Annotated in this window: 15 protein-coding genes and 1 tRNA gene; 7 read left to right on the top strand and 9 right to left on the bottom strand. The window is 48.4% G+C overall.

Features of this window, described 5'->3' with window-relative positions:
• The first annotated feature begins 44 nt into the window (after positions 1–44).
• On the top strand, positions 45–734 hold the full coding sequence (purN, locus tag EL645_RS12685; RefSeq protein WP_126550516.1) for a phosphoribosylglycinamide formyltransferase: 690 nt from the start codon (positions 45–47) through the stop codon (positions 732–734).
• A 262-nt stretch (positions 735–996) separates the two neighbouring features.
• On the opposite strand, the gene panD is transcribed toward purN, so the two are convergent.
• From panD to EL645_RS12670, 3 genes are all read right to left on the bottom strand, one after another.
• Positions 997–1425, bottom strand: coding sequence for an aspartate 1-decarboxylase (panD, locus tag EL645_RS12680; RefSeq protein WP_126550515.1), 429 nt, complete (start codon positions 1423–1425; stop codon positions 997–999).
• Positions 1426–1623: 198 nt separating this feature from the next.
• Complete coding sequence (locus EL645_RS12675) at positions 1624–1896, bottom strand: hypothetical protein (RefSeq protein WP_126550513.1); 273 nt, start codon at positions 1894–1896, stop codon at positions 1624–1626.
• 101 nt (positions 1897–1997) lie between these two features.
• Positions 1998–5492: a beta-sandwich domain-containing protein gene (locus EL645_RS12670; protein ID WP_136625202.1), complete on the bottom strand. Its 3495-nt coding sequence runs from the start codon at positions 5490–5492 to the stop codon at positions 1998–2000.
• A gap of 411 nt (positions 5493–5903) precedes the next feature.
• Here EL645_RS12670 and EL645_RS12665 point away from each other — a divergent pair, with 411 nt between their 5' ends.
• The gene (locus EL645_RS12665) at positions 5904–6359 is read left to right on the top strand and encodes a hypothetical protein (protein WP_126550509.1); all 456 of its coding nucleotides are present in this window, start codon (positions 5904–5906) and stop codon (positions 6357–6359) included.
• Positions 6360–6458: 99 nt separating this feature from the next.
• Here the strand turns inward: EL645_RS12665 and EL645_RS12660 are convergent, their stop codons facing one another.
• Positions 6459–7013, bottom strand: a complete 555-nt coding sequence (locus tag EL645_RS12660; protein WP_126550507.1) for a ribonuclease FAU-1 family protein — start codon at positions 7011–7013, stop codon at positions 6459–6461.
• A 358-nt stretch (positions 7014–7371) separates the two neighbouring features.
• Between EL645_RS12660 and EL645_RS12655 the strand changes: the two genes are divergently transcribed.
• The 3 genes from EL645_RS12655 to EL645_RS12645 all read left to right on the top strand — a co-directional run bounded on the left by EL645_RS12655 (position 7372) and on the right by EL645_RS12645 (position 10183).
• A complete protein-coding gene (locus EL645_RS12655) occupies positions 7372–8373 on the top strand; it encodes a TIGR03557 family F420-dependent LLM class oxidoreductase (RefSeq protein ID WP_126550505.1) in 1002 nt (333 codons plus the stop codon).
• A gap of 176 nt (positions 8374–8549) precedes the next feature.
• The gene (locus EL645_RS12650; protein ID WP_126550503.1) at positions 8550–9971 is read left to right on the top strand and encodes a class II fumarate hydratase; all 1422 of its coding nucleotides are present in this window, start codon (positions 8550–8552) and stop codon (positions 9969–9971) included.
• A 136-nt stretch (positions 9972–10107) separates the two neighbouring features.
• Positions 10108–10183, top strand: a tRNA-Ala gene (locus tag EL645_RS12645).
• A 158-nt stretch (positions 10184–10341) separates the two neighbouring features.
• Here the strand turns inward: EL645_RS12645 and aspS are convergent.
• Positions 10342–11649, bottom strand: coding sequence for an aspartate--tRNA(Asn) ligase (gene aspS / locus EL645_RS12640; protein ID WP_126550502.1), 1308 nt, complete (start codon positions 11647–11649; stop codon positions 10342–10344).
• A gap of 921 nt (positions 11650–12570) precedes the next feature.
• Here aspS and EL645_RS12635 point away from each other — a divergent pair.
• Positions 12571–15036, top strand: a complete 2466-nt coding sequence (locus tag EL645_RS12635) for a beta-sandwich domain-containing protein (RefSeq protein WP_126550500.1) — start codon at positions 12571–12573, stop codon at positions 15034–15036.
• A gap of 234 nt (positions 15037–15270) precedes the next feature.
• Here EL645_RS12635 and EL645_RS12630 read toward each other — a convergent pair whose 3' ends face one another.
• The 4 genes from EL645_RS12630 to EL645_RS12615 all read right to left on the bottom strand — a co-directional run bounded on the left by EL645_RS12630 (position 15271) and on the right by EL645_RS12615 (position 22795).
• The gene (locus EL645_RS12630; RefSeq protein ID WP_126550498.1) at positions 15271–16557 is read right to left on the bottom strand and encodes an MFS transporter; all 1287 of its coding nucleotides are present in this window, start codon (positions 16555–16557) and stop codon (positions 15271–15273) included.
• Positions 16558–17223: 666 nt separating this feature from the next.
• A complete protein-coding gene (locus tag EL645_RS12625) occupies positions 17224–18426 on the bottom strand; it encodes a PrsW family glutamic-type intramembrane protease (RefSeq protein ID WP_126550496.1) in 1203 nt (400 codons plus the stop codon).
• Positions 18427–18512: 86 nt separating this feature from the next.
• Positions 18513–19022 carry a hypothetical protein gene (locus EL645_RS12620; protein WP_126550494.1) on the bottom strand — a complete coding sequence of 170 codons (510 nt, stop codon included), beginning with the start codon at positions 19020–19022 and terminating at the stop codon, positions 18513–18515.
• Positions 19023–19297: 275 nt separating this feature from the next.
• A complete protein-coding gene (locus EL645_RS12615; RefSeq protein WP_126550492.1) occupies positions 19298–22795 on the bottom strand; it encodes a DNA polymerase III subunit alpha in 3498 nt (1165 codons plus the stop codon).
• Positions 22796–23342: 547 nt separating this feature from the next.
• Between EL645_RS12615 and EL645_RS12610 the strand changes: the two genes are divergently transcribed.
• Positions 23343–25775, top strand: a complete 2433-nt coding sequence (locus EL645_RS12610; protein ID WP_126550490.1) for an FAD-dependent oxidoreductase — start codon at positions 23343–23345, stop codon at positions 25773–25775.
• Positions 25776–25890: the final 115 nt, after the last annotated feature.

Below are 25890 nucleotides of genomic sequence, written 5' to 3'. Positions count from 1 at the left end.
TTAAATAATAAGCACCGTCGAGGAGACAAAGAGGATAACAAGGGATGAGTGGTATCGAACACAGCACGCACAACCAACAATCAGCGAGTAACACGAGTACCAGGCTCAAAGTAGCGGTACTCATTTCGGGCAGCGGAAGCAATCTGCAAGCACTGATCGATGCAATCGAGAGTCAACAACTACCCGGCGTAGAGATTGTGCTGGTTATCAGCAACAAAGCCAACGCCCAGGGACTACAACGCGCCCTCAAGCATAAGCTTCCGGTGGCCTATGTTCCCTGGAAAAAACGTGAAGAAGCCGAGCAGCGCATCACCGCACTGCTGCAACTATTCCAGGCGGACCTGATTGTGCTAGCGGGCTGGATGCGCATCCTGAGCGCAGATTTTACCGCCCAATTTCCACAGCGCATGATCAACCTGCATCCAGCCTTACTACCAGATGACAGTGGGGATACCTATACCACCAGCGACGGCAGCGTCATCCCGGCCCTGCGTGGCCTACACGTCATTGAGCGAGCAATTGATGCTGGCCTGAAAGTAACCGGAAGCACGGTCCACTATGTCATTCCAGCCGTCGATGCAGGCCCGGTCATTGGTCGCGCCGAAGTAGCAATTGATGCCAACGAGACCGCCGACACATTACAAGAAAAGCTCAAAAAACAGGAGCACCGCTTAATTGTGGAAGCCGTACGCGCATATGCCCAGCAGGCCCACCTCGTCACCTCGACCCAATAACCACCTATCATAGAACAATCATAAACTGAGCCCCGCTAGTTGTAGCTAGCGGGGCTCAGTTTATGATTTCAACATAACTTTTTCTATATCTTTAATTTCCTCTATGTATCACAGAAAGGGCATAATTATACACTCTTAGATGTGCGATTGTGGGAAGGTAGTGCCAGATTGAGGAAACATACTAACTAACGTTTGTTAGGCGAGAGGTAAGTAGCAATTCATTCAACCCTTCAGGCCGAATGAACTAGACTACTTGAAGCTCCTAGGAGAAGGCAACTTCAACTTCTGGTGTCAATTGATCGTCGAACTCGGTCAACATTTCGATCAAAGGCACATCTTTCTTCTCGGTCAGGCGGTTCTCATCATCCACAAAAGCAATCTGTGGTACCAGGCTACGAATCTCTTCTTCAGTATACTGGGCATAACTGATGATAATAACTTTGTCACCCTCTGCTGTCATGCGTGCGGCTGCACCATTCAAACAAATGACTCCGGAACCACGAGCACCTGCGATTGTGTAGGTTTCCAAACGTGAACCATTGTTGATATTTACCACTTGCACTTTTTCGTAAGGGTAAATGTTCGCTGCATCCAGTAAATCCTGGTCAATCGTGATGCTGCCGATGTAATTCAGATTGGCCTGGGTAACAGTGGCGCGATGGATCTTCCCTTTGCACATGGTACGTTGCATAAGTGTAACGGTTCCTTTCCCGTAGTTGAATAACTAAAAACTAGTGGAGGTATGCTTAAAATTGCTATCACTTTTTACTCCACCTAATAATATTAAACGATATTGGAGTCAAATTGGAAACAGTATAGGAACAAGGTAACGGTATATGAGAAATAGTACTGCTTCATTCTTTCTTGTCTGGTCTGTGTCAAAGTGTTCTTAATGCGTATCCTGTTTTTCTACAGGTGCTTGTAGTAGCGCCAGGAGGCCCATAGCATAGGCTTCAGACACCGTCTGGGCATCGTACATGCTTTCCCTCATCATCAAGCGGTAGTGGCATTTCCAGCGCCTGGCGGGCCACTCGGCCAGTTTGATCAGAGTATAAGTTGTCGTATACCTCTCCAACGTCTGGCGCAGAGCCACCTCATCAAATTCTGTTATCCCATGTTGTTGCAATCGTGCCTGTAACGCTGGCTCTATTTCTATCGCCATTATCCATCCCCCTTTTTGTTCCACTCATCTATCATGCCATAAAAAAGAGAGACCTTCAATGAAGATCTCTCTCTTGTACTCTAGAAAAACGATCAGGTTGCTTAGTGGGTTGTAACAGAGAAGACGTGCAACTGTGCTACATTGGGCAGGGTAATACTGACTACCGGCTCATTGTAGATCAGAGCAAACTCGCTGTCATACACATATGCCTTCACGCTTTGTTTGCCAGCTGGTGAGTTACGATAGGGTGAGGTGGCCGCGATCAGGTTACCGTAGGAAACCTGTTGATTTCCACCTCCCAGAGTCCAGTCACTGAAGCCAAGTGTCACCTGCTGTGTCTTACCATCAGCATAGGTGATGGTGGCTTGACCAGATGAAGGACCACCAGTAGAGGCTCCCAGGATGGCTAGCACAGTAGAACCATAAACTGAGTTCACTGGTACTACCTGTCCATTAGTCTGGTAGTTGTTGTTCTGCCCAATACCACCAGGCCAGACAAAACTTCCTCCATTGATGGTTAACAGGCTACCTGGGGCAAGACCTACACTACTTAGAGCCTGAGCTGAGTAGCTATACTTGCCATCCAGTCCAGCTCCTGCTGGTGCACTGTCATCACTGGTACCAGCATTGTTGTATGCGGATACTGGGAATGGTGCACTATCTTTCGTTGATACTGTGAAGACGTGCATCTGACCACCAGTGGTTACTGTTGGTAAGGTGACACTCTGTACAGTTTTGCCTGCGGGCAGGGCATATTCAACGTAGAAGATCATAGTGTTAAGTGTCTGTTTGCCTGTTGGTGTGTTGCGATATGGCATCGTGGCCGCAACCAGGTTGCCAGTGGCAAGCATGTTTTTGCCGCCGCCAAGCGTCCAGTCACTAAATGCAAGATTAATGTTCTGAGTTGTGTCATCACTAAATGTGACGGTTGCTGATCCCTGTGTATTACCATAGGTAGCAGAACCCAGGAACGCAATGGTCTGCGCATTACTCACAGGATTGATTGGAATAACCTGACCCTGTGGAATGAAGTTGTTGGCAGTTCCTGCAGCAGCGCCGGGCCAGAAGAAGGTTGTGCCATAAGCGTTAACTGAACCACCAGGGATCAGTCCTGCAGATTGCATGGCCTGGGCTGAATAGCTATCTTTAGAATCGAAACTGGCACTGGTGGGTGCAGAGTCATTGCTGGTACCGATGTTATTGAATGGTGCACTGGCATCACCTGTTGTCGAGACTGTACCCTGTTTGGTTGAAATCGCGAAGACATGTAGGAGGCCACCAGTAGTCGTAGTAGGCAGGGTGACGCTCTGTACAGTTTTCCCGCTTTGCATCAAGACATCTGCATAAAAGATGTAGTTGGTTACAGTCTGGAAACCAGTTGCCGAGTTACGATAATTGAGGGTCGCCATTTTGCCATTGCCAAAGGAGACGGGAGCATTTCCTCCACCGAGGGTCCAGTCACTAAAGCCAAGGAAAAAGCTCTGGTGTGAACCATCAGTATAGTTGATAACGGCCGTTCCATAAGTTGGGCCACCTGATGATGAACCCAGGAAACCCAGAATATTAGCTCCATTGACCGGAGTGACATTTACTGTTTGTCCCTGAGCTACATAGTTGTCAGGCGAGCCTGTGGTTATATCAGGCCAGGTAAAGACCATCTTATTATAGAAGGTATTGTCACCAGCGTTGATACCGTTATTGCGTAGCTCCTGGGCTGAATAGCTTCTGTGACCACCATCAAAGTTTGCCGCGCCTGGATTGGTATCATCAGAGATACCTGCGTTATTGAAAACGGCGCCGCCAGATGTTGGTGTGCCCGTTGGGGTAGGGGTAGGTGTTACTGTCCCTGTGGTTGTAGCCGTTGGTGTGGGTTGGGGTGTACCTTTGAGCAGACCGTAGATGTTCAGACTGGTCTTTGTTCCAACAAAGACTTCTCCGTTTGCGACTGTGGGAGTTGTGAATTTGACGTAACTGTCCAGTCCATCGCGGGTGCTGTTCTGGCTACTGTTGTAAATCTCATTGGAAATGTTGGAGGCATCATAGGCTCGCAAAATGCCTAGTGGATCGATTGCCCAGAGAATACCGGTTCCAACATTGGTTCCATTGCTAGAAAGAACGGCGTCACCGCCGGTAAATTTAAATGACTCTGGTGTCTGAGCTGATGGGGTTGTATTCAGTGTGTTGGTACTGAAATTGTATGTAAACGCCTTTGTATGATCATTGACACCGGTGAAGTAAACAGTGCCGTTCCAGTAGACGGGCGTGCTGTACATACCACCAATGGTGTTAGGTGGCAATTCCTGATGTATTTTATCGACGTTTACACGATTTTTTTCTGCCGCACTGTTACAATTGAGCGTGGGATCAGCAGTAAATTGACCCATGTTGTTTCGGTCAATCACATAGACGCGACCCTCTTTACCCGCTCCAATTATTTCGTTGGTATTGGGAATAAGGATTGGACCACCGGAGCCCAGGTCGGCGTCTGCCTGTTGCAGACAGAGCTGATTGAATGGCGCAAAGTAAGATGCAGTGGACAAATCAGGATTCAGTTTGACGAATGAATCTCCAGCATTTTTGCCACCTGTGTTGAGATTGAAGTCACCATTACCACTGACGGTGTAAATGTTGCCTGTGGAGTCTGCGGCCAGGGCCCCATTTCCTCCCCAGATGCCACCACCCACTCCGTCCGGAGTATTGTTGTAGATGTGGGTCTGCTGGAAGCCTGCTGTCTCGTTGTAGCCATAACTCATAATCCAACCATGGTATGAGCCAACATCACAGAAAGAAGCAAAGGCAACGTAAACCTGCCCGTTAACCTGTAGCAAGGCGGAACGCTGACGTTCGTATTGTGGATTGAAGGCTACTTTTCCGCCAACGCTTCCTCTTCCTGTGCCTGTCACTGATCCACTGATAATTGTGGGGCTACCTGGCTTATCCTGACCAGTTGTAATGTCAAGGGCGTGCAGGCGATAGACCAGTGAGCCATTCTCTTTGGTTAAGGCAACCAGATAGAGTGTGTTTGATGTAGAATCAATGACCGGCGTCGATGTAATACCGATCTCTGGTACCATATCGTTACATGACACGTCCAGGTTCGATGCAGGGGTTACCCCTGTACTCAGAAAACTGGTTTGCCACAGTGGCGCGGTCGGCGTTGTCTGATCTGCATCAAAGGCATAAATTGAATCATGCTCGGTTTCTACAAACACGACGTTATGGCTAGTACCATTGATGGTTATATTGGGAAGATACAGTGGTTCTGCATATACTTGTCCATCAACAGGATAGGTAACGCGTTTTCCAAATTGATTTACTGATACATTTCCTGTGTGCAGTGTAGTCTCGTTAGAGTATTGACCTAAGCGAGCATTATTTCCTTTGTAAGTAGTAACTGCGCTAGCCGAGGAGGCCGCATGAGCCGCCCCCAGGTGGACTAAATTAAGGGCCAGAAAACTTCCCCCAGCCACACCAAATAATAAAAGAAAGCTTATTGCTATTAATAGAATGCGGCGTTTCTTTTCTACCTTATTTCGAGGTGCCGGTTGCTGAAAGTCGGAGGGGTGGTTTCGTGCAGATGAATCCTGGGAAATCATCCATAATCTCCTTCATACAAATTGTCACAACTAATGGATCATAATAAAAATAATAGTTATTGAAGGTTGCCAGATTGGTAATATGACATGTGCATACTGCTTTGGCACTTGCTCGAGATGAGAGCTATTTTCTATGTCATATTTTATATGGTTTATGTTTGCATATTCTAATATATAAATCATTAGCGGGTAAATAACAAATTATTGGCTAATAAATAGCTATAAAGTACTCAGATAAGACCTTTTCATAATTTTTTAATGCTAGACGTGTAAGATATTTATTTGTAAGAAAGAGTTGCTGTTCAGGCCGTGTAACTGTATTATATATGGGAGTCTATATAGAGGTGCTTTGTATGGTTTATAAAAGCAATTCTTTATTTCATAAGCGACCAATATCTTAGGAGATGAATTATGAAACGTTATGTACTGTGCAGTTTATTTTTGCTTTCCCTGGCTTTATTCCTGGTTTCGTGCAGTGATCAATCTAATTCAACGACAAAGGTTACTCCACCACCGACGCCAACCCCGATTGTTGTGCAGAAGGGCGCTGTACTGAGTATTCCAACTGTGGCAAGCTACTATCAAGCCATCAAGGCTCACAATTATGAGCGAGCTTTTACTTATCTCTCTGCTGATGCAAAGACGGATAGTGGCCAGGCGCTAACAAAAGATGCATTTATCCAGATGGCAACTGGTGCAGATAGCGAAAATGGTTCCGTTACAAATGTTGAAATCGATCCAGCCTCTCCTGATTCCACCCAGGTTATTTTGACTATTGATCGCAGCTCAAGCCTGCACTACCATGCCCATCTGACCTTGAAGAAGGATGGGATACACTGGAAAATCGTTTCTCTGGATAGAATCTAACCTCATTTCTATGTAGTTACCACAACAGGCTCGCCCTATTGTGGTAACTACATAGAAAAAAGACCCGGGGGCATTCTCGCACGTATATGCGTAGTTATGTCAGGCTCTGCAACACACTGGCTGCTTCATCGGGATGCAAGTTCTCAAAGTCTGTACGGGGTAGTTGACGCGGGATGAATTGAAGGGGCCTCCCCAGATTTTTGCCTGTTCTTCTAACCAATCCAGGGCTTCAAATGATTGTCTGCGCGCTTGCTCTACTATAGGATAAGTTTTGGCTGCCCTTTCAAATACTTCCTGGTCTTTGGTATAGACACTGTAATCCTCTCGCACGACCGCATCAATGTACAGGTCGGTATAGATTAGCTCCTCTGTTGTATTTGTGTAGTTCGAGTTCGGCAATACTACATCACAATACACACTGATACATTTGCCCTGTTCATCATATCCTGCATGCATTGTGTACCACTCTGCTGGCCAAAAATAACTCAACTGATGCTTATGGGCGATCCATGTGCCGGGTTTCCAATGCATGGATGTGCCGATTGGTGTCCAGATGACAAAGTACTGTTCGCTCACTGGTATATGATAGCCGTGCCAACTGGCCCATTGATCACCATCTACGAGCATTTTGCGGATATTCGCTTCTAATAACATGCCTTGCTTCCTCCCTGTAAACAGCCAGCCGAGTTTATACGTACGATTATAAACGAAGACCTGACGGAGAGACAAGTTTGAGTCTTCTATTTCTGGCACTTGATTGCTTAAACAAGCCTATAAGAGGTTAGAGATTGAAACTTTCCCCGCCACAGATGCATGTAACAACTAATAATATTGAACATAAAGCATAGCTGCTGCTCTGCTAAACGTTATCCTGTACAGATGAGCGCTTATGCATATGTCAGTATAAAATGTATGTTACGCTATACTATCCGATCGGATGAGCACAGCTGTTCGGTTGGCTTTGTATAAGATACGTTCTATGTTGCCTATGAAGATTGGAGAGAGGAAAAGTATGCTACAACTCGGTTGGAAAGCAGGAACAGAACAATATCCACCCGTAGAGTTGATGGAATATGCGGTGGCTGCTGATAAAGCCGGCTATGAGTGGGTTGATGTCAGCGACCATTTTAATCCCTGGAGTGAGGAGGGCCAGTCGGCTTTTACCTGGACCTGGCTGGGTGCGGTTGCTCCTCAAACGAAGCAGATCAAATTAAGTACTGGCGTTACTTGCCCGATTTTGCGCTATCATCCTGCGGTGATTGCTCAGGCGGCCGCTACTTTGTCCCACTTTGCTCCTAATCGTGCAGGCCTGGGACTGGGCACCGGTGAGGCGCTGAATGAGTTCGCGGCTACCGGTGAATGGCCGAGCTATGCTGAGCGGCGCGATCGCCTGGCTGAGGCGATTGAGATTATTCGTGGGTTGTGGAATGGGGAAGAGGTAAACTATGAAGGCAAGTACTATCAGACACGTAAGGCGAAGCTTTTTACTCCTCCGACCTCTCCCATTCCTATCATCATATCGGCCCTGGTACCACATAGTGCCGAGTTCGCTGGTCGCTATGGCGATGGCCTGTGGTCCGTTGGCGGGAAAAAACCAGATCTCTATAAGGGGATTATTCAGAATTTTGAGGCGGGCGCACGTGCGGCAGGCAAAGATCCTTCCCGTATGGTGCGTATCATTGAGTTGAATGTGGCATATACTAATGATGTGGATGCCGCGATTCAAGAGCATTTGAAGTATTGGGCTGGTACTTATATTCCTGCTCTCTTTGACGAGAAAATTTATACACCTGCGATGTCTCAGGAAAATGGCGAGGTGGTAGGAGCCGATACGGTTAAAAGCACCGGCTGCTTCTCTCCAAATATTGAGGATCATGTGAAATTTGCTCAGCAGTACATCGATCTGGGCTTTGATTGCTTGATCTTCCATAATGCTGGCCCTGATCAGAAGGGCTTTATCGAAGCTTATGCGCGCGATGTCTTGCCCCGCATTCGTGCCAATAATGCTCGTTAATTTTGATCTTTCAGTAGCCATCAGCCAGAATAAAGCTGGCTGATGGCTTTTTGCATGTGGATTTGCTCTTACATTGTTTTTAGCAGACCTGTTCTTTTTTTGCTTACATACAGAAAGTGCATGGTAGGTGGTGATATAATACCTGAGTGATAAACAATGCTCGAAGAGGAGGTTCTATGTCGCAAACAGCTCAAGATACCCGGGTCGAACGCGATTCTATGGGTGAAATGCAGGTACCCGTTGAGGCATATTATGGTGCAAGTACACAACGCGCTGTACTTAACTTTCCTATCAGTGATCTTCGCTTTCCACGTGAATTTATTCGGGCTTTAGGCCAGATTAAGCAGGCCGCGGCAAAGGTAAATAAGGAACTTGGCCATATCGATGCTCAGATTGCGGATGCTATTATTAAAGCCAGCCAGGAGGTCATCGAGGGTAAATTAGATGATCATTTTGTGCTGGATATATTTCAAACCGGTTCTGGTACGTCGACAAACATGAACGCTAATGAAGTCATTGCTAATCGTGCGAGCGAACTTCTAGGTGGTTCTCGTGGGTCGCGCAAAGTTCATCCTAATGATCATGTTAATTTTGGTCAATCCTCTAACGATGTTATTCCCAGCGCTATCCATCTCTCCGCCCTGTTAAGTATTGAAAAATATTTAATTCCTGCTTTGCTTGAGCTGCAACAAACACTTTCGGATAAAGCTGAAGAGTTTATGCCGGTGGTGAAGACCGGGCGTACTCATCTACAAGATGCTACTCCGGTTCGCTTAGGACAAGAATTTGAGGGCTATGCTGGCCAGATTGAGCGGGCGATCATTCGCTTAAATCATGCTCAGAGTGAATTATCTGAATTGGCCCTTGGTGGGACAGCGGTCGGTACCGGCGTCAACACTGATCCCGCTTTCGCTTCGCGAGTCTGTGATCGCCTTTCCGAGATCAATGGTATTGATGTTAAGGAGACTAGCAGTCACTTTCAGGCTCAAAGTACATTGGATAATGTGGTGGAGGCCAGCGGCGTACTTAATACCATTGCTGTCAGCTTGATGAAAATTGCCAATGATATACGCTGGCTTGGCTCTGGCCCTCGTGCTGGCATTGGTGAAATCGAACTTCCGGCCGTGCAGCCTGGTAGCTCGATTATGCCTGGTAAGGTCAACCCTGTCATCGCAGAATCGGTTTGTATGGCCTGCGCGCAGGTGATAGGCAACCACACGACTATCACTGTTGCTGGACAATCTGGTAACTTTGAAATTAATGTGATGATGCCAGTGACGGCCTACAACATCCTCCAATCTATCAGTTTGCTGGCTGCGGTCAGCCGAAATTTCAACCGCCAATGCATTAAGGACCTTAAAGCTACTACTCGAGGACCTGAAATGGTCGAGCGCGGCCTCGCTATCTGTACTTCGTTAGCTCCGGTTATCGGTTATGATGCGGCCGCTGATATATCCAAGCTGGCACACAAAACGGGTCGCACCGTCCGTGAAGTAGCCCGTGAGAAAACTGACCTTAGCGAAGAAGATCTCGACCGCATCCTTAATCCCGAAAACATGACCAAACCCGGCCTCGAAGGCGGCCCCGCCGGCGGCTAGTCAACTAATCATAGAACAATCTCTGCATGAATTTTGCTGATTTTTTTTAAAATTGGTAAAATTCATGCCCAAACATATTGAAAAAATGGTAGAGATTGTGTATAATTGTATCTCGTAAGCAACAAATACAACGCATGGGCTTGTAGCGCAGCTGGTAGAGCGCCTCCATGGCATGGAGGAGGTCAGGGGTTCGAGTCCCCTCTGGTCCACCAAAACAGTTAAACCTTTCATCTATATGATGAAAGGTTTTTTGTTATCATTTATTATTATAGTGGAGAAAACGTGCGATGTACGTTTTCTCCACTATAATAATAAATGCACTAGTTCGGGCGCGCATGCGCACGTCTGCAAGGAAGTCGCACACCCTCTACTAGGGCACCAGACGATGCATATCGCGCGGAAAAGTCGTAGTCAGCTTAACATTTTGAGTACCTAACAACTGCATCAAAAAGCGCTCCGAGCCTATGGCAAAGCCCCCATGCGGCGGCATACCATATTTAAAAGCCTCTAGATAATACTCAAATGTCTCGCGTGACAACTGCCCCTTTTCTAGCGCCGCTATATAATCCTCATAGCGATGAAGCCGCTGCCCACCGGTTACCAGTTCGGTCCCCCTGAAGAGCAAGTCGAATGAGTTTGAATACTCGGGACGCTGTGGGTCGGGATACGTATAAAAGGGCCGCTTGCGCATTGGATAACCAGTAACATATAAGAAGTCGCTATTGAACTCTTGTTTGGCCCATTCACCTAGCCAGCGCTCGTCCTGCGGTGACAGGTCGGGCTCTCCTCGCACATCGACTTTGTGCAATTTGAGAATCAATTCTTGCGCCTCCGCAAAATGGATATGCGGTACCTGTTCGGGTATGTCGGGCATCTGGACGCGCAATAGCTCCAGATCCGAGCTATAAGCTTCTTTAAAGGTCTGCAAAATGTGCGCAATCACGTCCCGTAGCAGGGCCATGACTGTAAAATGGTTTTCGATAAAACCGAACTCGGCGTCCAGGCTGACATATTCGTTCAGGTGCCGCGTTGTGTCATGGGGTTCAGCTCGAAAGACCGGCCCGACTTCGAAGACACGTTCAAAGACACCGACCATAATTTGCTTATATAATTGAGGACTCTGGGCCAGGTAAGCTGGACGCCCAAAGTAGTCTAGCTTGAAGACGTTGGCCCCGCTTTCGGTCGCGGCTGCCACTATTTTAGGTGTCTGAATCTCAGTGAATGCTCTGGATGTCAAGATGTCCCGAAAAGCGGCCATCATCCCTGCTGAAAGCCGCAGGGTAGCTCGTCGGAGTGGATGGCGGTTGGTGACAACGGCGTGGTCAAGCAAGGTGCCAGGCTGGGCATTCAGTTTGCGTTTGTTCAATGAGATGGGCGGCAGTTCCGCTATTGGACTGATAGCTTCGACGCTGAGTTCATGCAGCTCGACTCCTCCAGGTGCCTGGGGCTCACTGATAACCAGGCCTTCAACGGCAATAATACTTTCCACCCCTACGTTTTCTGGCAATAAAGCGGCTATCTCGTTCTCTGTTTCAGCCACAGCCTGGAGCATTCCCCAGCCATCACGAATAACCAGAAAGTTGATGCCACCCATGCGGCGCAATGAATGTAACCAGCCAGCAACGCGCACACGTTTTCCGACCCGCGTTGCGACTTCCGTAGTACGGATACGTTCCATGTGAAACTCCTTGAAATCTGTATTTATTGTGGCAGGCTTGCCAATATATGTGTGATGCAGCGGAAGGACACCTGGCAAACCTGCCTGTTGTATTACAGACTCCTGGTGCCTTCCTCCAGATCGTTATCGTCTCCGTCTTTATCCATCGCTCTTTCCTTTCATGGGCCTGGCTGGTGTGCTCACTTTTCTGTTGAGGTTGATAGAAAAAATAACAACAAAAAACCCTCATCCTATCAGGAGGACGAGGGCGCGTTTCTTCGCCTATCGTGGTACCACCACCATTTATCCCGCATAGCGAGACCTTAGTCGATTCTACCTCGCTCAAATTTATGTTGCTTGAGAACAGGTGTAAATCGATGCGCTATAACGGGCGCAGACCCGAAATCCAGCTACTACTTTAAGTTTCACTGGTTGGCTCGTGGGAGTCATTGGAATAAGGGCCAATGGCAATGCTCTCAGCCTGGACATTGCTCTCTGTCTATCAGCTTATCCTAACCAATCTGCCCCACTCACTGCCTTTATCTTTTTTGCTTCTTTTCAAACTATAACACTCAATGATAAATACTGTCAAGCTTACGATTAATCCTTCCAGGGCTATCTAATGTTTCTCTTTGGCGCCTGCGGAGCCGGGTTGGGAGGGTGGAGTGTGTGGAGTGGGCGGCCGCAGGCGCCCACTCCATACGCTCCACATCTGAAAGAATGTACATCGTATCGCTTGCCCGTGATCTCGCTACGATCTCTGGACGAACCGTAAAAAGCCCTGTTAGTCCTTTTCGGAAGCTTGAAATACACATCAATAGATATCATATATTTTGTTATAAAGTACTTTTTACATAACTATTGACATCATTAACTTGTTAATCATATATTAGCTCATGCATATACATAATTAATTATGAAGCCAGGGAGTATCTGACTATTATGAATTTTATATCTAAAAAAGCGGAGCCTGCGCCGTTTTGGCACTCCAAACGCTCCGGAATACTTGTCTCAGTTCTAGCTATCGTTACCTTCATTGTAGCCGCATTTTTCGCTAGCCAACCTGATCATGCTCCACGGGCCAATGCTAGCGCATCTCCTGCGCTGATTAGTGATCTGCCAGCCTTACAGGCTAATGCTGATCAACTGAAACATTCATCATCTCAGCGCATAAACGCTACCAGTGTGCAAAGAGTTTCTACGCAAAACACATCGTCTCCCACATATTTAAATCTTGGCTTGAGTAATGATAATAATGCTCTATCACGTGCTGAAGCTAATTTTGATGGTGGAGGCTACTCTTATTCGATGCAAGCTTTGGGAGCTTCTAAATTATGGGATGCTGAAGACTTTTATTTTGATGGTGTGCACTTCATCTGGCCTATTCATAATCAAGCTACCGATAATGTTGTGGCTGGTGGTCAGACGCTCACTATTACCCCGGTCGCTAATGCTAAAGTGCTTGGCTTTCTGGGTTCGGCTTCTGGTGGTGATGCCAGCGGTACTGCTACGCTCACATATAGTGATGGTACCCAACAGAAGTCTATTCTGGGCATGAGCGATTGGACCCTGGGTGGTGGCACAAGATCTCCTGATTTTGGTAATCAGATTGTTACTACCCAGTTATGGCGCAACAATCGAGCAGGTTCTCAGTCTGTTAAGACATATCTGTTCTATGCTAAAATCAATCTGCTGGCAGGAAAAACAATTGTCAGCATAACTTTGCCAACCACAACCGGCAATGCCCGGCTACATCTTTTTGACTGGGAAACACGCTCAGATTATGTGAACCCTTATAACAATGTGGGAATGAGCGATGATGGCTATCCCAATCCGGGTAATTTTGATGGCAGTGGCAATAGTTATACTGCTGATCAGGGACCCTGGTATCCGGGGCAATATAATAATGTAGTATTAAATGATTTTACCTTTTGGATGCCGGATGTGCTGGGTGGCGTTCCTGATAATTATGAAGCTCATGGACAAACAATTCCAATAAATCATAATGATCCAGCCGTGCGCCTTGGCTTTGTCGGGGCCGCTACCGGTGGCCCCTCTTATGGCACTGCCACTATTAACTATACCGATGGGACGCAACAACCCTTTACCCTGGGTTTTTCTGATTGGACCCTCAACGCTTTTACTCAGGCACCTTCTTTTAACAATCAGTACTTTTATAGCTATCTTTCTCGCAATACGCCCCGTGGCAAACAAAATGTTCCTACTTTCCTTTTCCTGGCCCAGGCTCCTCCTTTACTGGCCGGAAAAAATGTCGCAAGTGTGACTTTGCCTTCTTCTACCAACCAGGGCCATATCCATATCTTTTCGATTGCGACCACTAGCAACACTCAGCATTTAGATAATCTGGGTACTACCAGCGATAAGAATCCTCTCTTTGGTAACTTTGATGGTGGACATCATAGCTATTCGGTAGATGCTATGAAAGGTTATGAAATCAATTTGGCCCACTATTTTGCTGATGATCTCTATATGTCCCCCAGTAATGATAGTCTGCCAGATAATATGCTGGTTAATGGGCAAACCGTTCAAGTGAATGGCAGTGGTGCTAAACTTTCTTTCCTGGGCTCATCTACAGGCGGAGCTTCATCCGGTACTGGCACCATCCATTATACGGATGGAACTTCGCAGAATTTTACGCTGGGATTTACTGATTGGTGTGCAAGCGTCCCACAATTTAATAATCAGGTTATGGCCACCTTTCCTTATAGAAATTCGCCACAAGGTAAACAATGGATTGCCAATTCTGTTTTTAATGCCGATGTGCCACTGCAGCCAAATAAATATGTCTCCGATGTTGTCTTACCCCAGACTACAGGTGGTCAGATGCATATTTTTGCGCTGGGCGTTAGCCATGACTTTAATAATAATAATGGCATTAGTGATGATACTGCGACCTTTAAAGGCAATTTTGATGGTGCGGGGGCCAGCTATTCAGATCAGGCCTTGCAGGCGGTGGGTTGGAAGCCCGGTTTTACCTATGTGCACAATAATGTGAGCGTCCTTGTCCCTTATGCTACTGCTGGTTTGTTTGATAATACTCGAGCGATGGGACAGACAATCCCGGTAACTGCAGGCAGTAGTGGTACCACTCTGGCCTTCCTGGGATCAGCCCACGGAGGTGCCGCTGCTGGTAAGGCTACTATCACCTATACCGATGGGACGACCCAGGATTTCCAGCTGGGCTTTACGGATTGGTGTGCGAGTACGACCTCATTCAATAATACGGTTGCTGTGTTGACACATTATCGCAATAAACCAGGAGGCAAGCAAACCCTGAATACATCGATCTACTATACCGACGTAGCCCTTGATGCCAGCAAAGTCATTCAGAGTGTTACTTTGCCAGTGAATGATCATATTCATATCTTTGCTATTGGTACCAAATAGCTCATCTTTGAATACGTGCGCTGGCGCGCCCGAGCTTTTTTTCTTTGTGTGGTGCAAAAAGTGCGCGCGGCGCACTTTTTGCACCACACAATTTTTTTAGAATCTTGTGTGGACATAAAATTCTAAAATTCAGTTTCATAATGTTGTAGAAAATGTGTGAAAACACATTTTCTACAACATTATGAAATAAACTCGGGCGCGCCAGCGTACGTCTGCATGTGCGCACGGGAGTTACTAGATGGTGGTTGGCTCTTCTATGCCATCCGCCTCTGGTTCTGTATAGATAGACACTTTCTGGCTGAGTCTCAGGGCACGCCAGAAGAAGATCATTGTGGGCGTCAGAATGGCGCTGGTGGTGATAAGGGCAGCCCTCAGAGATGCTACTGTGCCGATATAGCCTACCGCTGGCCCGCCAGCAATCTGTCCGATGGCATCCACTTGACCAAACATAGATATGATGGTTGCACGCATGCGTGGGTGACTGTTCTGCGTAATCCATGTCATATAGAAGGGTGCGGCCGCGCTGCGACCAATGCTGGCGCACCAGAAGGCGATTAAGGCCAGGTAGAAGTTGCCACTGAGGGCAAAAACGATCAGGCTGACAATCAAGAGTATTTGAAAGCCGAACATGACCCGGATCATTTGTGTGTGCTGGTTGACTTGAATGCGCCGACGAACCAGCTCTGTGATGAGTAAGCAGAGGATGGCGGCTCCTGCGCTGATGATGCCAAACCAGATCAAGCGATCCAGGTGCCAGAGTGGAGGGAAGGTGAAGTTCTTGATGAAGTGGTCGGTCTGCAGGCGATCAAAACCTTCGCTAGCCATGGCTGAGAAGGCGGTGATGCATAAAATGGTCAACAACATTTTGCTTTGCGCCACGGCTTTTCCTCCATCTATCATCATTTTCCCCATCGTTTGCCAGGAGTTGTGCTCATTATTCCTGGCGGGTTGGAAGTTGCGCTCGGGCATCCAGATGAGTAAGCACACGACCAATAGAAAATGCAGGCTTGCACCCAGAATAATTGGCAGGTTAAGCCGGTAGGTGGCGAGCCAGATACCCAGCGGAATACTTAAAAGTGAGGCAAGCTGGCTAATCTGGCTACCGCGAATGAAGGCGTTGCCAACCCGATCTTCGCCTAGCTCATCTGCGCACCAGGCCTCTTCTGCTCCGCTGACAAAGGTGGCACCCCAGCCCCAGAGTACATGGGCGCTTAGCACTGCCAGGAAGCTCGGTATAAGCCCTTCGAATAAGAAGCCGGCCCCCATTAGTAAGTAGCCTAAGATGACCGCCAGGCGGCGGCTGTAGGTGTCCGCCAGTACTCCAGTAGGAATCTGGCAGATAAAGCAAGCGATCTCCATGGCTGTGCCTACCAGGACCAGTTGGAGCGGATTAAGTTTGACGACTTCGATCTGATAGACCATGTTGATGGTAAAAATGACGTTATTAGCGAATGAGCCCAGTCCTGCGATCAGTAGATACGTTGTGAACGCATTGAGCTTGCTATGCTGCGTAGAATGCATGCGGTGTCACTCCTTGAGCCACGGCTATAGATACGTGTTGTTAGAAGGAGGGAAGAGTGCACACCAGAGGACGTCATCTATGTACTGGCCATATCTGTGTATGGCTCAGCCATAGAGGATCTTGCAATCCATCTACATCATGTAAGAAGCTATGGATTGCTCTATATGGAGAAAGGTGATTAGTATAGTCGGCGCGCTAGTGAGAGCACTCAACCCCAGAAATGCTGCTGTTAACAAGAGCAGCGACTGCTGAGAAGATGGTTGGTGCTATTAACATTGGTACGGTCCCTTTCTGCTATACGGCTATATCTGTAGTGTTTAACTTTCCAGACAGTACCATAATATCTCGCAAAATACAAGTAGTGGTAGTTGTATCTCTGTTATTACTTTCTGGAGCTAAATTATGAAGCTAAATTAGAATGTATCTTACTCCCATAGCCACCGTATCCTTCGTGTATGAGCTTCCGCGCCTGCAGCGCTCGTACATAATTTCTTGTGTGGTACAAAAAGTGCGCCCTGCGCACTTTTTGTACCACACAAGAACAAAGATTCGGGCGCGCCAGCGCACGTCCGCATGGGAATGAAACGCTTCCCATGATGATGGAGACAAGACACTCTTATAAAAAAAGAGGAGATAGCCAGAGCTATCTCCTCATGCTATATGCTTTAGCGTGCTGGCTGTGGCTGCCCTTGTGGATAAGGAGTGCTATACACAACCTCTTTTGTTTGGCGCTCTTCATCCGTTGGTTTAGGGGCCTTCCCCGGAAGCTGGTCACGGTTACTATTTCTTCCCAGTTTACCTGTGACAAAGAGGAAGAAGATGACCATCAGCGCGGTCTCGATCGCATAAATGATCAGGATGGATGGTATCGGGTAGCTACCGATTGTGATGATACCTTTGTCGAAGTATGGTCCGATAGGGGCTGGCAGCAGTTGGAATACAAATGAGCCATTCCAGATGGCATGTTGCAATACCGCATAAGCGCCACAACCCAGGCCGATCAAGATACGACGACGTGGGAGAGATTTGGAGTGGGTCAGGTAGTACCAGCCAAGGGCGCTCATGCCTGCTCCAAAACTATGTAGCAGTCCAGCTGAACTACGTTGGATCGCGACATCAACCCAGTTGCTATAACCCATGCCGATGTAGCCAGAGGTCTCAACGAGGTCGAAGCCGATACCACAGGCCATGCCCAATAAAAAGGCTTCTGATGCGCTATTGATGCGCCCGATCATGGCGACAACTGCCAGCGGTTTGACACCTTCTTCAACAAATGGGGCAACCACCGCGACGACCAGGAATAGATAGATGATTGCTCGCATATCGTTGGGTATCGGCATGTTTGGATCATCTAGCTGAAAACTATTGACATGCAATCCTGCTTGAATCACGAGGCCCAGAACTAGCTCAAAGATCATCGCGAAGAGAATTGCGGAGGTTGCGCCACTAGTGATCGCCACTGCGATGCGCCGCCAGGTGGTTGACCAATGCTCATCTTTTTTATTGTGGACACGCCAGGCTCCTAACGTAAATATTGTCAGGGCTGGTAGTAAGCCAGCCAGGCCAATCATCAAGACAGTTAGCCAGGTGGTCTGTGCGACCTGCTGGTTGCCGCGAATCATCAGGCCGATGGCGATCATCACAATATAGAGTGCCAGGAAGATGACAAACCAGGGTAGTTTGAAAGTGCCAATTTTGATCGAAGGCACTTTGAATTCCCAGGATTTCTTGCGTAGCAGCGCTCGTATACTATGGTAGAGGCTAAATGTGCCTCCTCCCAGTCCAGCGATTGACAGGGCCGTAAACATGGTGATACTACCAAATATTTGTTCTGGCCTGGTGGTCTGGGCGGCAGAGCTATAAGGCATCAAGATTACTGTTATAAACAGGATAAAAGCACAGACGAGTCCGGTGCAAAACACGATGCCAGAGCAGATGGTTGCAATGATCGCAATTACAAATTGATAAGTGTCCCGTTTGGGTTTGGGGGCTGCCAGGTAAACGGGGGATAACCATAAGGATTGTAATAACCATTATATGGTTGGTAATATCCCTGTGGCGCATAGTTATAAGCTGGTTGGCCCATTGGATAGGGTGGAGCCCAGCCGTTGTTTCCAGCTGGCTGTCCCTGATATGGTGGATAACCATAGGCCGGGTAAGGACGTTGTGGCTGCGCTGGATATGGCTGCCCATAGCCGGGTTGCTGATTTTGTGGTGGATATGGCTGCCCATAGCCGGGTTGCTGATTTTGTGGTGGATAATATACTGTCCGCGCTGGCATTTGAGGTACATATGGTGGTTGTACTGGTTGCTGTGGTGCCCGCGGAGCCGCTTCCGGAAATTTTAATGGTCCTGAAACATGCTCACGATATTGTGGCTCCTCATAATGCTCAAGCTCATCTGCAGACAGGTTGGCCTTCAGCCGCGATTGCTGTCCATTATCCTTTTGTTTGGATATATTCATATCTGGAGAGGGCTTATTTTGTCTATTGGGGTCTGGTGCGGAACCCTTGTATTCGAAACCCACAATCTTATAACCTTTTCTGCTTTTTTAGTTGCATTCAATCAATGTATCAGTTAATGAATATACGAGCGTGGAAATGCTTAGGTTTCTACTCAGTATAACGAGTATTATGCTTAACTGTCAAAAGAGGGCGGAAATAGATAGAAATAAGCGTACAAAAGGGGTAGCAGGCTAATTTTTGCTCGCTACCCCTCTTGATCGCGCTTTTGTTTTCGCTACGCTAGCACCTTTGCTTCGATCATACCAGTCCCAAGTTCCTCTTCCAATTTGGCTCGTAGCTCTTCGGTATAGAACATGGTGTTATCCTGGGGGGTCAGACGCAATTCCCATTCTCCGTTGGCGACTAGAATTTCATAATGGTCTCGACCTGGCCGTTCACTCAGGTAGCGCTTGATGTTCTGCACCTTCATAATGTCGTTGGAGACCGAGATTTCATCGCTACCAGTGAGTTGCAGCTTGAGCCAGACCATATATTGCTTGCGATTCATCTCTTCTTCGACTGCTTTGAATGTGCTGACACTGTTGCAGAGGATGCAGGGTTCATCGCGTCTGACCTGGACTTCTCCTCGTACGATGACAACTGTATCTTCAACCCATTTTTCGGCGGTCTCTTCATATGTGCGTGGGAAGACGGTGACGCTGATGGTGCCAAACATGTCTTCTAACTGCACAATGCACATAGTATCGCCTTTTTTGGTGGTGATACGTCGTGCTTCCTTGATGGTTCCGCAAATGACAACTTTTTGTTTGTCGAGCTCTTCTGTGATATCGGCGGTGGTGTGAGATGCCTTGTCCTTGATCAGGTCACTGATATAAGACAGAGGGTGCTTGGAGATGTAGATACCAACCAGCTCTTTTTCCCAGGCCAGCAATTGTTTGCGCGAGACCTCCTCGGCATTCTGGTTCAGGGCAAAACTGAGTGCGCTGCTGATCTCTTCCATGTCTCCGAACAGGCTCATCATGCCGCGCTCTTTTGCTGAACGCTCGCTTTTTCCAAATTGCATGGCGCGTTCAACCGAAGCCAGCATCTGGTGGCGTTTGTTCTCACCTTCGACTGAGTCAAGGGCGCCCGCTTTAATCAGGGTCTCTATCGCACCTTTGCCAACCGCCCGGGGATCAACACGTGTGCAGAAGTCGGCCAGGGATTTAAAGGGGCCACCCTCGTTGCGGGTACGGACGATTTCGTTGATTGGTCCGTCACCAATGCCTTTGATGGCCAGTAGACCAAAGCGTACGCCGTCGTTTTCAATGGTGAAGCCTCGTTCGGAGCGATTGACGTCTGGACCATAGACTTCGACGTCCATGCGCTTACATTCCGCTACGGCGTTGGATATTTTGTTGGCATCGGCGGCTTCAGCGGTCATGGTGGCGGCCATAAATTCGGCCGTGTAGTTGGCTTTGAGATAGGCCGTATAGAAGGCAACCACGGCGTAACTGGCAGCGTGGGCTTTGTTAAAGCCATAGCCACCGAACGGCAGGATCAAGGTAAAGAGCTGCTCGGCCACTTCCGGAGCCACATCGTTTTTGATACAGCCCTGGATAAAGTCGCTCTTGTAGCCCTCAACTTCGTGCATAATCTTTTTACTGAGGGCCTTACGGAACTTGTTTACTTTTCCCCAGGAGAAGCCAGCCAGGTTTACAGCGATCAGCAACACCTGGTCCTGGTAAACGATAACGCCGTATGATTCCGCCAGCCATTGTTCTAACCGGGGATCAAGATAGGTGATCTTTTTGCGGCCGTGTTTAGCGTCTACAAAGTCTGGAATACTATCCATTGGACCTGGTCGGTAGAGGGCCACCATGGCGGTGACATCTTCGATACAGGTTGGTCCAAGCATTTTGATATACTCGCGCATCTTCGCGCCTTCTAACTGGAAGACACCGGTCGTTTCTCCCGCCGCCAGCAGGTCAAAGGCTTTTTTGCGCTTGGCATTTTGTTCTTCATTCCCCTCGATCTCATCCAGGGGCAGCTTTTCCAGGTTGATGTCCTCGCCGCGTGCCTCTTTGATGAACTTGAGGGCGTTATCGATGATAGTCAGGTTGGAGAGACCCAGGATGTCATATTTAATCAACCCCAGTTCTTCCAGGTGAGCGTGCTCATATTGCGTTGAGTAGCGACCCTCACGAATCTGCAATGGCACAAAGTTATGGAGGGCTTCGTTGGCGACCAGGACGCCAGCGGCGTGGACCCCGGTTCCGCGCACCGAGCCTTCTAGCTCTAAGGCCAGGTCGAGCAATTCTTTGGCATCCGGATCCTGGTCGCGTAGATCACTGAGCTCTTTAACAGAATCTAATGAGCCTTGCAGGGTAACCTTTGGACCGGTTGGGATCATGCGAGCAATGCGGTCTCCCATGGTCTGCTTTTCCAGCACGCGGGCTACGTCGCGTACCGCACCTTTGGCCGCCATCGTCATAAATGTGGCCATCTGGGCGACGCATTCGTGTCCATATTTTTCTGCCAGGTAATTGATGACTTCTTCACGGCGATCATCCGGGAAGTCCATGTCTATATCAGGCATATCGTCGCGCTCTGGATTGAGGAAGCGTTCGAAGAGCAATTGGTAGCGCAATGGATCGACATTGGTGATACCCAATGAGTAGGCAACCACGCTTCCAGCGGCCGATCCCCTGGCGAGACAGCGAATGCCATGATCGCGTGCCCAGCCGACGTAGTCTGCCACCACCAGGAAGTAAGGCACGAACCCTTTTTGGATAATGATGCTGAGCTCATAGTCTAATTGTCGTTTGATCGGCTCGGTCATCTCTCCATAACGGTAGGCAATACCTTGCTCACAGAGAGCATAGAGATATTCTTCAGGCGTACGATACTGGGATGGAATATCTACCGCTGGCAATTGCGCTTTGTAGGCGAATGGATCGACTTCACATCGTTCCGCCAGGCGTACAGTGTTGAGCAACGCATCGCCCAATTCAGGAAAGAGTTGCAGCATCTGGTCTGGACTGCGCAGGAAGAATTCATCGCTCTCAAATTTGAAGCGCTTGGGGTTGTTGATGCTGTTCTGGGTCTGTACACAGAGGAGAATCTCATGGGCACGTGAATCCGCATGGGCGACGTAGTGCAGATCATTGGTGGCCAGTAGTGGCATCTGCAATTCTTTAGCCATCTGATAGAGATGCTGATTGACACTCGATTGCTCGGGATAACCATCGTGATCCTGGATCTCTAAATAGAAGTTGTTGGGTCCCAGGGTGTTACGAAACCAGCGGGCGGTATTATAGGCTTCGTCAATCTTTCCTTCGATCAGTAGTTGTGGAATTTCGCCACCCAGACATGAAGAGGTGGCGATGATACCTTCTCCATATTGTTCGAGCAGGTTTTTATCGATACGGGCCCGGTTGGCATGCATGCCATCGGTATTGGCCAGTGTCATGAGTTTCATCAGATTTCGATAGCCGGTATTGCTTTCAGCTAGCAGGAGCAGGTGATAATAGCGCTTGTCCCCTTGCTTGAACTTTGGCTTCTCTTTGTGGTCGGGAACAAGATAGCTTTCCACACCCAGGATAGGGTGAACCCCTCCCTTGCGGCACTCTTTATAGAACTCCAGAGCACCATACATCGCACCATGGTCGGTAATGGCCAGGTGATTCATGCCCAGATCTTTAGATTGTTTTACTAGCTTCTTAATGCGGCTGAAGCCATCCAGCAGCGAATATTCTGTATGAACATGTAAATGCGCAAAGTCCGCCCCCATTAATATATCCTCCGTCCAAAAAAACTCAAAAAATAGCCAGGAAATATATTGTTTCTGTGAATATGCCTTGAATACGTTAGCTTTATAAGTATGCCTTACAATTGGGGTGAATGGCAATATTCAGTTCGAACACTTGTTTTTGTCCTAGCCTTTTTGGCGTTACCCTCTATCTTATGCTCTCCTCACTGCCATTGTATCGAGCCTCCGAAACATCATCTTGCTCTCTTCCTCGCTGATTGCTCATATGTGTTATCTTGCTTCTCTATTACTCGCTTGTACTAGGAAATGGGTAATGGTTCGAGAGGCAAGATAGATACATTTCTAGATTTCTCTGGTAAGATGAAATGTGAATATAGGTACAGGGTGTTTCAGAGGATATAGCAGCTATATCAGAATGTGCAATCCTGTATATCGGGAGGTTGTATGTGGATGTGTGGGTTATGTGGGCTGGATAGAGCGCGAGCCCTTCAGATTTCTGTTAGAGCTCTCTATCTGACCTATTCAGGATATTCACGTTGTAGTGGATTAATGGGTGTTGAGGATACACATGACTGATCAGATTTCATTTTTGATTATCGGGAATGGCATTGCGGGTATTACCGCAGCCGAGACATTACGTCTGGAGGCTCCCCGGGCAACAATTGGCGTGATTTCTGAGGATACGCATCCTGTGTATTTTCGACCCGCTCTAAAAGATTATCTGGCCGGGCGTGTGTCTGAAGAGAAATTATGGGCCCGTCCGGCCCAGTATTATCAGTCTCAGCAAATTCACTTTTTGTCTGAGAAGGTGACACGTATCCAGCCAGCTCAGCATACGGTTTCACTACAGAGTGGCGCCCAGGTAAAATATGAGAAATTGTTGCTGGCCAGCGGGGCTCGACCGGCCCGGCTGCGTTGCCCTGGTAGTGATCTACCCGGAGTGTTTACTCTACGTAGTGTAGAAGATTACCAGGCTGTACTTGAGCGCCTGCCTTCGGCTCGCCGCGTCGTTGTGTCTGGCAGTGGTACATTGGCCCTGGAAACGGTGGAGACGTTGCGCCACCGTGGCCTTCAAGTTACACACTTGATTCGTAAGCATTTGCTCTGGTCGGAGGTGCTGGACGCTACGGCGTCTGATCTGGTCTTACAGGAGGAGACGCGAGCCGGGGTCGATGTACAGCTAGAGACTGAGATTACTGAAATCATTGGTTCTCGCGGCCAGGTTGCGGCGGTTATGACCAGTGCGGGCGAGCGTATAAACTGCGATCTGGTCCTGGTGGCGATCGGGGTTGAACCAAATAGTGATTATGCGCGGGCTAGCGGTCTACGTTGCCAGCGTGGCTTGCTGGTAGATGAATATATGCGTACCAGCGCCGAAGATATATACGCCGCCGGAGATGTCGTCGAAACGATTATTCCTGGTGCCCAGAAGGCACGTGTAATCGGTCAGTGGTATCCAGCCATTCAACAGGCTCGGGCAGCGGCCTATAGTATGTTAAATATTCTGGATACTAGCCGGCCTTTTCACTCGGACACCTTTTACAATGCTACGTTTCTCTATGGCTTACCCTTTGCATCCGTGGGTTTAACGAATGTGAAGGGTTATCGAGAACTGGTTGCTGAGCCTCAACCACGTTCCTATCGTAAGGTCTTGCTCTGCGATGGCGTCCCTGTTGGCATGCTGTCCCTGGGAGATCGCAAGCATACACTGGCTTTTAAACGCGCAATCGACCATAAGGTTAATCTGGCAGCTGTAGCTTCTTCCTTGATGAAAGAGGATTTTGATCTGGCGGCCTATCTGGATAGCTTGAAGGTTCCTCCTCTGCAGCTAGGAGTGCAGCGTACTGGTGACACTGTTATTCGAGAGGCGGTTGCCGTATCTGGTAATGCGCATGGTTTGCAATCGGGGGAGAATCCTATGTTACATGAACTGTCATCGTCTCAACATACAGAGGCACTGCTAGTGCATGTGGCCGATCCGCATGTGCCATTGCATATTGCTGAAACTTCACTGGACCGTGAAACGCTGGTGACGATTGGACGCCAGCCAGGCGTAGATCTGGTTGTGAATGAAGGTTCAATCTCGCGCCGCCATGCACAGATCTCTTATCAAGACGGACACTATGTAGTTGTCGATCTGAAGAGCTTAAATGGCACCTTTCTAAACGAGCAGCGCCTCACCGCCGAGCAACCTTATCCTTTGAAGATCAATGATGTATTGCGCTTTGGCAATACCGTAACATTTTGTTTCCTGCTGCGGCCGCTGGATTTTGATAGCCTTGCGCCTGCACGTCAGAAACTCGCAGGGCCACCGGTTACAGCTAAACGGCCAGCGCAAAAGCTGGATGAGAATCTGCTGCCCGTCGGAGCAGCCCAGCCATTACCTTCTGCCATCGTTAATGCCTTAAAGGTAACGCCCGCGTTGATTATCCTCCCAGCTAATGCCAAGGGGGGCAAAAAACAGTCACCGCGTGTACAGCTCTTACAAAATAATACAAAATCCGTCACCCTTGGCCGTGAAACGGGTAACGACATAGAATTGAGCGATCTCGTCGCGTCACGTCGCCATGCCGAAGTCTTTGCCACAGCCGAAGGTTTCTACATACGCGACCTTGGCAGTAGCAACGGCGTCATCGTCAACCAGAGCCCGATCGACCGGCCTTACCGACTCTCACACGGCGACCACATACTACTTGGAAGCACCATCATTTTCTTCGTTGACCTGCAATCTGGACAAGAAAAAACCTCTAAATTGCACTCAATGAACGTCATGCCGCCAGTACAGCGCAACACAGGCACCAATGGGAAAGGATCGACTTTTGCCAAACCCCCTGCATCAGGGACGGAGACCCAGGCCCGAATACCGGCCGCACCTCCAGCACGCTCAAAGCAAACAGCGCAGCCCCCTCTTCCCATCGTCATCTGCCCAAACTGTGGAGTTGTCAACATGCCCATCGCCCGCTTCTGCGCAGGCTGCAGCTCCCTCCTACACGCCTCCTAAGTAAAACGGAGACGCAAGGAGCGGTCAGTCCCTTGACTGGAGCCCGGGATGCAGGCCAACCTGCAATAAAAGTACGCCCTTCCCTGATAAAGCGGGGATGCAAGGAGCCACGAGC

Origin of the sequence: Dictyobacter kobayashii (assembly GCF_003967555.1) — a bacterium.
In the GTDB taxonomy this organism is placed as follows: Bacteria; Chloroflexota; Ktedonobacteria; order Ktedonobacterales; family Ktedonobacteraceae; genus Dictyobacter; species Dictyobacter kobayashii.
This window is presented reverse-complemented; position numbering and strand designations above follow the sequence as displayed.

What these genes read in the sequence shown, in the direction of transcription:
- purN (WP_126550516.1), top strand. Translation starts at nt 45, where the DNA reads ATGAGTGGTATCGAACACAGCACGCACAACCAACAATCAGCGAGTAAC.
- panD (WP_126550515.1), bottom strand. Translation starts at nt 1,425, where the DNA reads ATGCAACGTACCATGTGCAAAGGGAAGATCCATCGCGCCACTGTTACC.
- EL645_RS12675 (WP_126550513.1), bottom strand. Translation starts at nt 1,896, where the DNA reads ATGGCGATAGAAATAGAGCCAGCGTTACAGGCACGATTGCAACAACAT.
- EL645_RS12670 (WP_136625202.1), bottom strand. Translation starts at nt 5,492, where the DNA reads ATGATTTCCCAGGATTCATCTGCACGAAACCACCCCTCCGACTTTCAG.
- EL645_RS12665 (WP_126550509.1), top strand. Translation starts at nt 5,904, where the DNA reads ATGAAACGTTATGTACTGTGCAGTTTATTTTTGCTTTCCCTGGCTTTA.
- EL645_RS12660 (WP_126550507.1), bottom strand. Translation starts at nt 7,013, where the DNA reads ATGTTATTAGAAGCGAATATCCGCAAAATGCTCGTAGATGGTGATCAA.
- EL645_RS12655 (WP_126550505.1), top strand. Translation starts at nt 7,372, where the DNA reads ATGCTACAACTCGGTTGGAAAGCAGGAACAGAACAATATCCACCCGTA.
- EL645_RS12650 (WP_126550503.1), top strand. Translation starts at nt 8,550, where the DNA reads ATGTCGCAAACAGCTCAAGATACCCGGGTCGAACGCGATTCTATGGGT.
- aspS (WP_126550502.1), bottom strand. Translation starts at nt 11,649, where the DNA reads ATGGAACGTATCCGTACTACGGAAGTCGCAACGCGGGTCGGAAAACGT.
- EL645_RS12635 (WP_126550500.1), top strand. Translation starts at nt 12,571, where the DNA reads ATGAATTTTATATCTAAAAAAGCGGAGCCTGCGCCGTTTTGGCACTCC.
- EL645_RS12630 (WP_126550498.1), bottom strand. Translation starts at nt 16,557, where the DNA reads ATGCATTCTACGCAGCATAGCAAGCTCAATGCGTTCACAACGTATCTA.
- EL645_RS12625 (WP_126550496.1), bottom strand. Translation starts at nt 18,426, where the DNA reads ATGCCTTATAGCTCTGCCGCCCAGACCACCAGGCCAGAACAAATATTT.
- EL645_RS12620 (WP_126550494.1), bottom strand. Translation starts at nt 19,022, where the DNA reads ATGAATATATCCAAACAAAAGGATAATGGACAGCAATCGCGGCTGAAG.
- EL645_RS12615 (WP_126550492.1), bottom strand. Translation starts at nt 22,795, where the DNA reads ATGGGGGCGGACTTTGCGCATTTACATGTTCATACAGAATATTCGCTG.
- EL645_RS12610 (WP_126550490.1), top strand. Translation starts at nt 23,343, where the DNA reads ATGACTGATCAGATTTCATTTTTGATTATCGGGAATGGCATTGCGGGT.